Here is a 10,401-nt window from a genome sequence, read left to right as displayed (position 1 = left end):
CTGGCGACTTATCCCCATGTCTAAAGCCAGGGGCTTGCGTCTCGTTTTCCGGTCAACGAGCAGAACAGGAACGTCAACGAGCAGAGCGATTGGAATCCTATCTGCGATCGCACTTAATTAACCCAGACGAACTTCCCTAGTGACTCGATTGTTGTGATCACTAAGTTGTAAAAGTAAAGTTAACTCGTTAAGACCGTCATTAGTCATTGGGTGACATGGCGCAAAATTTCTGGCATCATGGATGTTTTGCCACAGGTTCCTGCAGAAGTCATGGAGTTTGTAGATTCTCCAAGTGATCGAGTCGTTTCTCTAAACAGGGACAGGGCCAGTAAATATACTTTAAAAGTATAATATGGTACAGTATTAAAGTAAGAGCATCAATTTCACTCCCTAGTAGTCTAAATCATAAATTTGATTTGGCAACAGCCTACAATGAAAAAACTTGGACGCTATGGCTAGGTCAGTTAAGAACAAATAGGCAAAGCACACGGGGAGACTAACGTGAGTGATGGATTTGATTACGATTTAGTGATTGTAGGCGCTGGAGTAGGCGGACATGGTGCTGCCTTACACGCTGTGAGCTGTGGTTTGAAAACAGCCATTATCGAAGCAGCAGATATGGGGGGAACCTGTGTCAACCGGGGCTGCATTCCATCTAAGGCACTGCTGGCGGCATCTGGACGTGTGCGGGAGTTAAGAGATGCTCATCACCTCAAGTCGCTAGGAATCCAACTGGGAAGTGTGGCGTTCGACCGAGAGGCGATCGCCGACCATGCAAACAATCTCGTAGCCAAAATACAAGGCGACTTGACCAACAGCCTGAAACGCTCAGGAGTCGATATCATTCGAGGTTGGGGTAAGATAGCAGGGATTCAAAAAGTCTCTGTGACAACAGAAAGCGGCGAAAAAACGATTACGGCAAAAGATATTATTCTTTCTCCCGGTTCTGTACCGTTCGTTCCTCCGGGTATTGAAGTCGATGGCAAAACTGTATTTACCAGCGATCAGGGTGTCAAGCTGGAATGGCTACCAGATTGGGTAGCAATTGTTGGCAGTGGCTACATCGGTTTAGAATTCTCTGATGTTTATTCAGCTTTGGGCAGTGAAATCACAATGATAGAAGCCCTGGATCAGCTGATGCCAGGATTTGACCGCGATATTGCTAAACTTGCCGAACGGGTACTGATTACTGGGCGCGATATTGAAACGTATGTGGGGATATACGCTAAGAAAGTCATTCCTGGTTCACCCGTAGTCATTGAGTTAGCTGACTTCAAAACCAAAGAAGACGTAGGCGTCATCGAGGTAGATGCTTGCCTAGTGGCGACGGGACGCATCCCAGCTACGCAAAACCTGGGTTTAGAGTCTGTGGGTGTGGAACTTGATCGGCGGAATTTTATCCCAGTGAACGACAGCATGGCTGTGCTATCGGCTGGTGAGGTAGTACCGCATCTGTGGGCAATTGGTGATGCTAATGGCAAAATGATGCTGGCGCACGCTGCTTCTGCTCAAGGTATCATCGCAGTAGAAAATATCCGTGGGCAGCACAAAGAAGTAGACTATCACAGTATCCCCGCAGCAGCGTTCACTCATCCAGAAATCAGCTATGTGGGTATGACCGAAGCAGCAGCCAAGGAAAAAGGCAGCGCCCTTGGATTTGCAGTCGCAGTGGCAAAGAGTTACTTCAAAGGAAATTCCAAAGCCTTGGCAGAAGGTGAAGCTGACGGCATGGCAAAGGTCGTTTATCGCAAAGACACAGGGGAAGTTTTAGGCGTTCACATTTTCGGCATACACGCCTCGGATTTAATTCATGAAGCGTCAGCGGCGATCGCCAATCGTCAATCTGTCCACACCCTCGCTCATTTGGTTCACGCCCATCCAACACTTTCCGAAGTGCTGGACGAAGCATACAAACGTGCAATTGCCAGTTAGTCATTTGTCCTGTATATGTGACAAATGTAGAGACGTGCCATGGCGAGCCAGCGCTATGCAAGAGGGTCTCCCTCGTGCCGGTGGCGTCACGTCTCTACAATTAATGACAGCTTGTCTCTACAACCAATGACTCTTAACTAAATTATGCAAATCCGTCGCCGTAGACCTAACCCAGCTATTGCTGTATCCACAGTGCAGTATCAAGCTGCCATCCTTGATGCCCAGGCAAACAACATTTTAGAAGAAATTGTCTGGCATAAAGAAGAAGAAGTTGACCAAATGCGGGAAAAGCTGTCTTTGCAGGAATTGCAGCGTCAGGTTCTTGAAGCACCTCCTACCCGTGATTTTGTGGCAGCTTTGCGACAAGGTAAAACAAAACCAGCTTTGATTGCTGAAGTCAAAAAAGCGTCTCCCAGTAAAGGAATTTTACGAGAAGATTTTGATCCGGTGGAGATTGCGTTAAAGTATCAAAAAGGCGGTGCAAGCTGTATTTCGGTACTTACAGATGAAAAATTTTTCTCTGGCAGTTTTGAAAACTTAGCTCGGGTACGTGCCAAAGTAGATTTGCCCTTACTATGTAAGGATTTTGTCATATATCCATACCAAATGTACATGGCGCGTGTTCGAGGTGCAGATGCTGTATTATTGATTGCAGCTATACTGAGTGATCAAGATTTGCAATACTTCGTCAAAATTGCTAAAACCCTGAAAATGGCGGCTTTGATTGAAGTTCATACTCTAGCAGAACTTGAGCGGGTATTAACCATAGATGGCGTATCACTGGTGGGTATTAATAATCGCAACTTGGAAGATTTCTCAGTTGACTTACAAACGACTTGCGAACTTTTGGCAGCACTCGGCAACCAATTGCAGGAACGGAACATTCTGGTTGTCAGCGAGTCAGGCTTACATACCCCAGAAGATTTGACTTTAGTAGAACAAGCAGGAGTATCTGCCGTCCTGATCGGCGAGTCTCTGGTAAAACACCCAGATCCAGAACAAGCGATCGCCAACCTCTTTGCCCAATCTTCAGCTTCTGCATAATTCAGCCTTTAGCCAAATAATTTTTGCCTATGTAACAATTCATGTAATGACAACCAACTTCTGACTCATCCAAATCTTAAATAAACTACCAATTCATGGATCCAATTCCTCTGCCTTCACCGATCCACTACGAACTTATACTGCAACTGCTAGAGAGACAAACCATGCAAGCAGTCAGTAATAATCCAGATTTGCGGCATCAGGTGAATCAGCTCATTATTAGCCTACGTAAAGCGGCTGTACAACAAAAGCATTTGGAAGAAATTTGCCAGTCCTCATCTGTTAAGATTGACCACCGTTGGTCGCTCAATCATCTTAATACTGGGCAGATTGCTGCTCCCGAGTCATGAATCAAGCCATCTACTTTCGTCTTCCACTACCCTTATAACTTGGCAAGTTTTAGGGAGATGAACTAAAAAGAAGCTGAGGGGTGTAGCGAAACTACCGCGTAGCATCCTTCTAGAATCCCCGGACTTGCAGTTCGGGGAGTGCTCAATACGATTGGTTTATTCTATAAAATTACTTCATTTATATTTTTTTTATAAAAAATATTTTAGCAAAGAGGAACGCCATCGCGCGTTACCAGCACAACTGCTAGTTTGTTTGCTAAGATCTTGCACCCACAAAATGGAATGTTAATAAAATTATTAAGTATAAGAGTTGATTTATAAAGTTAATCTTAAGTAGGGTGCGTTACGGCTGAAGCCGTAACGCACCATGTTATATGGCGGTGCGCCCTTGCGCTTTGATGATGTTTTTCCTTACAAATCATATGGAAATATGCGCCTAACACACCCTACAAGAATTTTATTTTTACTTTATAAATGACCTCTAAAGGCAGCATTCCTTATATTTCAAATAAAGTCAATAAAAGATGATGTAACTTTATTGCACTGCTTTTTGCTGATTAATGGTTTGTACGGATAAGTGCAAGATATGAGCCTCTCACTAGCCGCGAAAATCGCCGCTAGCAACAAATGAAACAAGCACCTGCATTCTTGATTTTCTGAAAGCCGTGCTATATAAGCGTTATAAAATGTGCATCTTAATAGCTTACAAATTTTCAAAGTCCCACTAAAAGATAGATGGGGTTTTTCTTATGAACTTTTGTAAAAAGTTCTGGAATGGAACAGTAACCTCTTGAGGTTAATCAGAAATTCCTGCCGATTACGCGACGTCAACAGCCAGAAATTAATATTTGAGAATTTGCATAAAACTCTGGCTGTTTGAGTGGAGTTACATATACAAGGAGGGTGTAGATTTCAACCACTGCGTGGCATTAGGTTGCAACTATGCCAGAAAGACTAGGAGAGCAAACGGTTGATGTCTATAAGGACTTAATCACAACGCTTGTAAAAGGAGATAGCAAATGACTACGAATATTTCCTATACTTTCACTTACAACTATGGTGATGGGGAGTACTACAAAGGCTACGGCTATACAACATCTGACTCTAACTACTACGCTGGTCAGCGTATAAATGAGCCCTCACCTAACGAAACTGGGCTTACTGGTTACTATGTCATTGACTCTGTAAACCCAACCTCACTAACTGGTTACACCGGAGAGGTTGTAGTAACGCACTACTATGACAAAGATACTAATTTGATTGCAGATCCAGGTGGTAATCCAGGAGGAGAGGAACCCGGACATTTGCATAACAACCCCTTTGACCCATCCACTGATACAAAGCTAGGTGTCGGACATAATGGATTAGGTAGTGAGGCTGGACTTGCTCACATTGATGGTCATCACTTCGGATTTGATATAGCAACCTTTGCTGTATTCAATAAATCCAATGAGGCTGATTTGGCTCCTGAGAATCCAGGTGATGGCGTAATTAAATTTAGCGACGGTGCATTCTATGGGAGTAAAGGTGATGACGTAATTGAAGGAGGAGCAGGTGACCAAGTGCTTTATGGCGGTAAGGGGAACGACCTTATCTTCGGTGATGGGATACTAGGGGGGTTATCAGCCCCTAGTGGAAATGACTTCCTTATTGGCGGGGATGGTAATGACTCGCTCTACGGTGGTCGTGGGAACGACAAGTTAAATGGAGGTTGGGGTGATGATTACCTCAATGGATACGGAGGTTACAGTGATTCTGAAACGGATACCTTGACTGGTGGTTCTGGGGCGGATACGTTTGGACTCGGTTACAACTGGCGTTCTTCCTCAGATGTTGATATCTACTATCTAGGCTCCGGAAATGCTGTTATCACAGATTTTAAAGCATGGGAGGGCGATAAGATTCGGATAGGTGGCAGCATTGATCACTATACGTTGGTAAAAGACCAGAACTTGATTGGCAACTCAGACCTAGATACCGCTATCTACAGATACGGTGATTTAATTGCCATCCTGCAAGACACCACCAATGTCATTGCCTCTCGAGATTTTACGATCACTTAGCTGGTTGAGGGAACGACATGAAAACTTGCGGCCCCACCAAAAGTGCCAAAGTGTAAACTAATAAACACAAACCCATCACCATTGCCAATGCTTCTATTCTTTTTGAGGACTTCAAAAAAACACTATCAGTTAAGGCTAAAAGTCAGGTAAATTAAGCATTGTTCCCAAGAGTGGAAATTGGCTGGGGTGGATCTGAAGGATTTCTCGTTACACAAATGAAAAACAAATTTTCCGGACTGGTGAGTTCGGCTTTGTGAGCGATCGCGATATCCTTCGCTGTATTGCCTCTTTGGAAGTCGCCCTCTGTGAACTAGGCTTTGAAAATTTCACCCTAGGGAGTGGTGTTGCAGCAGCAAGCCGCGTGTTTACACAGTCTTAGTTAGTAGTACTATCAAAGCATAGTGGGAGGGTGAGAACCCCTCGCTTTTAAGCAGGGGATGAAACCCGACGTAAAGGGATTTATCCCTTTGTTTCTCTTTCTTTTTTTTCAACATATTCTCTTATTGCTTCTCTAATCAAATCGTTGATTGAGCGTTCTGTTACTGCTGACATCCTTTTGATAGCTTCATATTCTTTATCAGACAGCCTCAAGTTATAACGCTGCATAATCCCATTTATGTGTTAATATGGGATTATGGTAACACAGGATGAAAAACTCCAAAAAACAAACGTGATACCATGCTGAACCACGACAACTGAAGATATGGGGTTGTGTTGAGAAGAACGCGCTGCGTTGCCTTCAACACGTAAAATCTTCAAGGCTGGAAGATACCGAAGTAGCCGCACAATCATGAAAGTGGTCGAGGCGGGTAGGGCTGTTTGAACCAGCCAGCGTGTTTTACAAAAAAACACGAGACAATGTTGCGGAGCGTGGCTTTTAGCCCGCGAAGCAACAACAGTCTAGAATCCACGTTTTTCAAAACGTGGAGAGTTCAATCATAACTAACCACTAACTACTAACAAAATCAAAAGAGCGAGTTGATAATTCAACTCGCTCTTTATATAACTCATCTTTATTTTTGCAATTTCACTCGTTAGCCTTTGTAAAAGGCATAGTCTATGTAGCATAGTTCGATTCTCCTTAATCAGCTAATCATTCCTATGCTGTCTCTAGCCAATCATATATTTGCTCTAACTGTTCTATGCTAATCAAGCCATATTGCCAAAGAATCATTGGCAAAGGACCTGGATCTTGCTCCCGATGACGAAGAGCGACTGCAATGGAAGCTGTGGAAATTGCCAAATCTTCCTGCAAAAAGCTAATAAATCTAGAATAGGTTGATGGTGACATTTTGTCTTCTACCTTCTCACATAGTGTGTACTTTTATATTTCAATTCACTATTTTTCAATAGTTGCAAGTAGCCAATATTTCACCTGTCACTATGCCCTTACCTAATAGATACTCCAGCTAAATTTGTCTGGATGTTTCTCAAAGAGAGCTTTTATGAAAAAATAGACAATAGTGCCACTTGTCTTATCCAGTCTTAAGCAGCACAATGCTCAGGTATATGTGGTTTTATATTTTTACTTCAGTGTTCTAGTTAAATACACCTGTAGTAAGGAAGATTCCTTAGCTTATACTCCCTTATTGACTACTCTTTACACGTATGTCAAAAGGAATATTTTTTGTTATCTGGTGTAAAATCAGTTATCCAGTTTTGGAATAACAAGGCTTCAAGTATCTACACTGAATTAAATCATAGCCTCACAATAAACTTTTTTACCAGAGTACGCAAGACTTTTTTTACAGAAATATTACAAAAGCAATGTTATATGAACTTGGGAGTAAGCAAGAGCTAAATCTTTATCTCCGTAAAGAACTGGAGTTTAAGAATTCAATTTTGACACGAGAGCCAACCTTCAAACCCAACTCCTCAGCTCGTCCAGAACGCAATTCAATCACTTGGTTAATGAATTTTTCCGAACCATAAGTCGGACAAGGATTGCTATTGCAAGGAGGTGCGGAAGGAGCAATATACTGGACTATCCCATCGCGCATAAAAACCATATCCAGGGCTACGGGTACATTCTTCATCCAGAAACTGGCTTGCAACGGTGATGGGAACTGAAACAGCATACCACGATTGTCGGGCAAAGCAGGGCGATACATCAACCCCATCGCTTGCTGTTGGGGTGTCTGGGCGACTTCTAACTGAATTTTTGTGCCATCGGGAACAACCGCCACAGCTGAAATCGGTAGTTGTTGACCAGCATTCTTACTCAGTGGTGTTTGCTGCGAAGACATTGGTGCTTGAGATTGAGAGCTAGGCGTAGTGGTGGGAGAAACTGCTGGTGTAGGAACAGAACAGCCCGCTAGTAAAACGCCCAAAACTATTGATAGCAAACCGAGCCAATTAATCATAGCAATTTTTCTTAACAGTCGAAAAAATGATGAATTTTGAAACTAGAGGCTCTATATTATTTCATAATTCATCATTTAGCACTCACAATTTCCCATTCTCTTTATCTGCGCATCTCCACCGCAGTCCTGAGAACGGTCTACAAGTGGTGCGAACCAAAGCACGGCATACCTTGCCTACTGCCTTGCTTCCTTACTTGTGTTCAAGTTTCCCTTAATACGTAACCTACACCCCGTACCGTTTGAATGAGGCGCTTTTGACCTTCATCTTCTATTTTCAGTCGCAAGTAGCGAATGTACACTTCAATCACATTCGACTCGCCCATAAAGTCGTAACCCCAAACATTTTCCAGAATTTGTTCGCGGGTTAAGACTTCGCGGGGATGTTCCATGAGATACTTGAGCAGTTCAAATTCCTTCATTGTTAAGTCGATCGCCCGCCCATTAAGTATGGCGCGGCGGGTTGCGAGATCTAAAATGAGGTCGCCAAAACGTAACTGCTCAGAAGTATCGATATCAGGTTTTAAGTATAAGCGAACCAGGTTCAAAAAGTCCTCGGCGCGGTAAGGCTTGAGAAAATAATCATCAGCTCCTGCTTCTAAGCAAGCTACGCGGTCATCAACTGTATCCCGTGCCATCAGTACCAGCACAGGCGATCGCATTCCAGTGGTTCGGAAATTTTTACACAGCGACAGCCCTGATTCTCCTGCGAGCATTCGGTCAATCACAACTAAAGCAGGATCGCGATCGCGGCTGTATTGGATACCGTTTGTTCCATCATGAGCCACGATAGGGTCATAACCAGCTTCTTTCAAATCAAAAGCAAGCTGATTTGCTAGGCTTTCGTCGCTTTCAATCAGCAAAACACAAGGGCTATGAGCAAGCGTCATATTGATTTTAAATGTTCGATTTTAGATTTTGGATTTGGATTTAGTTGGTAGTGCAATTTACGGCTTTTTGATGATATGTCAATTCTGACTTGGCACGCTTTGTTTCTACCATGTTTTAGCACGTATAAGTATCAGTCATAGAAATCAACAGATACAGTCATTTTAATCACTAATTCCAAATCTGGCTCTTGTCACTACCTTTGAGATAAAATAATTTCCCTACCGATAACCTTTGTTCAAACGTGCCACTCCGCTGCGTTATACATAGGTAATAAGCTGTTGTGCCTTTAAGAAAGCACAATTTGGGCGGGCTTTCCTGCCCACCCCACAACAATTTCATTTAAATATGCCTCGTTCCCAGCCTCAGGCTGGGAATGCCTACGGGGAGGCTCTGCCTCGCTTACTTGCGTTACTAGCCGCCCCCACCCCATTTCCAGGTGGAACCACCGCGCCCGAGATTTTAGAAGAATTTTGGCTTAAGTTGACACCAATGGCAGGATGCCCACCCCACAAGAATTTCATTGAAATATGGTATGCAAATTATAGGATTGTTAGCTTATCAAGTGCGGTTGATTAGTGTCTATTCCCCCAGAACCCCACCCCGGCTTTGGCTTACGCCAAAAGCCCCTCCCCGATGTTTTGGGGAGGGGTTAGGGAGCCAGCGCCCCTTCCGGGTGCGACTGGCGTGATGGGGTGTACCCACGTTGGTAATGATGAGTGTTTAAACGGACTTAGTATAATTTCTACATATCACCCCTAACTCATCCAAAATCCAAAATCCAAAATCCCGCTAGGGTAATTCCACAGAAGTGGGTTTAGCGATGTGTGGTAAACCCCAACCCAGTTTTTCTCGTAATATCCGGAAAAACTCTGGCGGTTGCAGGCGAATGAACCGGGCGCAGTAGTGCGATTTCTCTACATAAACCTTATCCTGTGGCATAACATAACACCCCCCGTTGCCATCCACAACCATAACTAGCCGAGGAGTATTCACTGGGTAGATGTTGACTGGCTCACTATCTGGAAACACCAACGCTCTAGAAGCCAGAGAATGAGGACAAATAGGTACGAGTTGCAACACGGGTACGCCTGGGGTGACAACTGGACCACCAGCACTCAACGAATATGCTGTAGAACCTGTCGGTGTCGATATAATCACACCATCGGCGGCAATGTCTACTGGTGCATGCCGACCCACTGCTATTTCAAAATGACACATAGAGGTCAACGGTTCCCGATGCAGCACCATCTCATTTAAGCAGAGAGCTTCCCACAGTATAGAATCTCCCCGAAAAACCTTGATTGTGAGCATCACTCTTTCCTCAATTTCATAATTGCCCAAGAGCAAGTTTTCTATTGCTTGAGGCAAATGATTGAGGTAAGTTTCCGTTAAAAACCCCATGTGACCAGTGTTAACCGTTAACATTGGGATACCACAAGGGGCGACCAATCGAGAAGCAGCCAGAACTGTACCGTCTCCCCCTAACACCACCGCAAACTTCATTTCTGAATCAAATCCAGGCGGTGTTAGTCCCTCAATTGGGGTATGGCATACGGAACTTTCTGGAGTAGAATAACCCAGTATTCCACCGACGCCTGATGTGATGCAGACATCCCAACCTGCAGCGGTGAACTTGTCTTTCAGTTCGATAGCGATGCGACTCGCTATCGGCTTAACGTCATTGTAGATAATGCCTGCTTTGGGCACACTCAAATATCCAATTTATTGGTGACGCGCTTTATTATGTTAATCCTTACACAT

General features: G+C 43.9%; 10 protein-coding genes and 1 pseudogene. 6 read left to right on the top strand and 5 right to left on the bottom strand.

Annotated features, from left to right (window positions below):
• The first annotated feature begins 501 nt into the window (after positions 1 to 501).
• The 5 genes and pseudogenes from lpdA to AACT52_RS40350 all read left to right on the top strand — a co-directional run.
• Positions 502 to 1,932, top strand: coding sequence for a dihydrolipoyl dehydrogenase (lpdA, locus tag AACT52_RS40370; RefSeq protein ID WP_073635722.1), 1,431 nt, complete (start codon positions 502 to 504; stop codon positions 1,930 to 1,932).
• Positions 1,933 to 2,076: 144 nt separating this feature from the next.
• Positions 2,077 to 2,976: an indole-3-glycerol phosphate synthase TrpC gene (gene trpC / locus AACT52_RS40365; protein ID WP_073635721.1), complete on the top strand. Its 900-nt coding sequence runs from the start codon at positions 2,077 to 2,079 to the stop codon at positions 2,974 to 2,976.
• A gap of 95 nt (positions 2,977 to 3,071) precedes the next feature.
• On the top strand, positions 3,072 to 3,326 hold the full coding sequence (locus tag AACT52_RS40360; protein WP_073635720.1) for a DUF5340 domain-containing protein: 255 nt from the start codon (positions 3,072 to 3,074) through the stop codon (positions 3,324 to 3,326).
• A gap of 1,019 nt (positions 3,327 to 4,345) precedes the next feature.
• Complete coding sequence (locus AACT52_RS40355) at positions 4,346 to 5,389, top strand: calcium-binding protein (protein ID WP_073635719.1); 1,044 nt, start codon at positions 4,346 to 4,348, stop codon at positions 5,387 to 5,389.
• A 223-nt stretch (positions 5,390 to 5,612) separates the two neighbouring features.
• A pseudogene (locus AACT52_RS40350) lies at positions 5,613 to 5,768 on the top strand (alanine--glyoxylate aminotransferase family protein); the annotation flags it as partial.
• Positions 5,769 to 5,848: 80 nt separating this feature from the next.
• Here the strand turns inward: AACT52_RS40350 and AACT52_RS40345 are convergent.
• The 4 genes from AACT52_RS40345 to nblR all read right to left on the bottom strand — a co-directional run bounded on the left by AACT52_RS40345 (position 5,849) and on the right by nblR (position 8,639).
• Entirely contained in the window at positions 5,849 to 5,995 is a 147-nt protein-coding gene (locus AACT52_RS40345; RefSeq protein ID WP_083630766.1) for a ribbon-helix-helix domain-containing protein, read from the bottom strand.
• 493 nt (positions 5,996 to 6,488) lie between these two features.
• Positions 6,489 to 6,680 (bottom strand): DUF2949 domain-containing protein, encoded by a 192-nt coding sequence (locus AACT52_RS40340; protein WP_073635718.1) that lies wholly within the window; start codon positions 6,678 to 6,680, stop codon positions 6,489 to 6,491.
• A 514-nt stretch (positions 6,681 to 7,194) separates the two neighbouring features.
• A complete protein-coding gene (locus AACT52_RS40335) occupies positions 7,195 to 7,752 on the bottom strand; it encodes a DUF192 domain-containing protein (RefSeq protein WP_073635717.1) in 558 nt (185 codons plus the stop codon).
• A 200-nt stretch (positions 7,753 to 7,952) separates the two neighbouring features.
• Positions 7,953 to 8,639 carry a response regulator transcription factor NblR gene (gene nblR, locus AACT52_RS40330; RefSeq protein WP_073635716.1) on the bottom strand — a complete coding sequence of 229 codons (687 nt, stop codon included), beginning with the start codon at positions 8,637 to 8,639 and terminating at the stop codon, positions 7,953 to 7,955.
• A 346-nt stretch (positions 8,640 to 8,985) separates the two neighbouring features.
• Between nblR and AACT52_RS40325 the strand changes: the two genes are divergently transcribed.
• Positions 8,986 to 9,216, top strand: a complete 231-nt coding sequence (locus AACT52_RS40325; protein WP_073635715.1) for a hypothetical protein — start codon at positions 8,986 to 8,988, stop codon at positions 9,214 to 9,216.
• A gap of 213 nt (positions 9,217 to 9,429) precedes the next feature.
• On the opposite strand, the gene AACT52_RS40320 is transcribed toward AACT52_RS40325, so the two are convergent.
• The gene (locus AACT52_RS40320) at positions 9,430 to 10,347 is read right to left on the bottom strand and encodes an NAD(+) kinase (protein ID WP_073635714.1); all 918 of its coding nucleotides are present in this window, start codon (positions 10,345 to 10,347) and stop codon (positions 9,430 to 9,432) included.
• Between the last annotated feature and the right edge of the window lie 54 nt (positions 10,348 to 10,401).

The sequence above is a fragment of the Scytonema sp. HK-05 genome (assembly GCF_963872035.1).
GTDB lineage: Bacteria > Cyanobacteriota > Cyanobacteriia > Cyanobacteriales > Nostocaceae > Kalymmatonema.
The sequence above is the reverse complement of the archived record's forward strand: the minus strand, read 5'-3'. Positions and strand labels throughout refer to the sequence as shown.

Excerpts from the sequence above, each read along its gene's own strand:
- AACT52_RS40345 (WP_083630766.1), bottom strand. The coding sequence starts at position 5,995 with ATGCAGCGTTATAACTTGAGGCTGTCTGATAAAGAATATGAAGCTATC.
- nblR (WP_073635716.1), bottom strand. The coding sequence starts at position 8,639 with ATGACGCTTGCTCATAGCCCTTGTGTTTTGCTGATTGAAAGCGACGAA.
- AACT52_RS40335 (WP_073635717.1), bottom strand. The coding sequence starts at position 7,752 with ATGATTAATTGGCTCGGTTTGCTATCAATAGTTTTGGGCGTTTTACTA.
- AACT52_RS40325 (WP_073635715.1), top strand. The coding sequence starts at position 8,986 with ATGCCTCGTTCCCAGCCTCAGGCTGGGAATGCCTACGGGGAGGCTCTG.
- AACT52_RS40360 (WP_073635720.1), top strand. The coding sequence starts at position 3,072 with ATGGATCCAATTCCTCTGCCTTCACCGATCCACTACGAACTTATACTG.
- AACT52_RS40340 (WP_073635718.1), bottom strand. The coding sequence starts at position 6,680 with ATGTCACCATCAACCTATTCTAGATTTATTAGCTTTTTGCAGGAAGAT.
- AACT52_RS40355 (WP_073635719.1), top strand. The coding sequence starts at position 4,346 with ATGACTACGAATATTTCCTATACTTTCACTTACAACTATGGTGATGGG.
- trpC (WP_073635721.1), top strand. The coding sequence starts at position 2,077 with ATGCAAATCCGTCGCCGTAGACCTAACCCAGCTATTGCTGTATCCACA.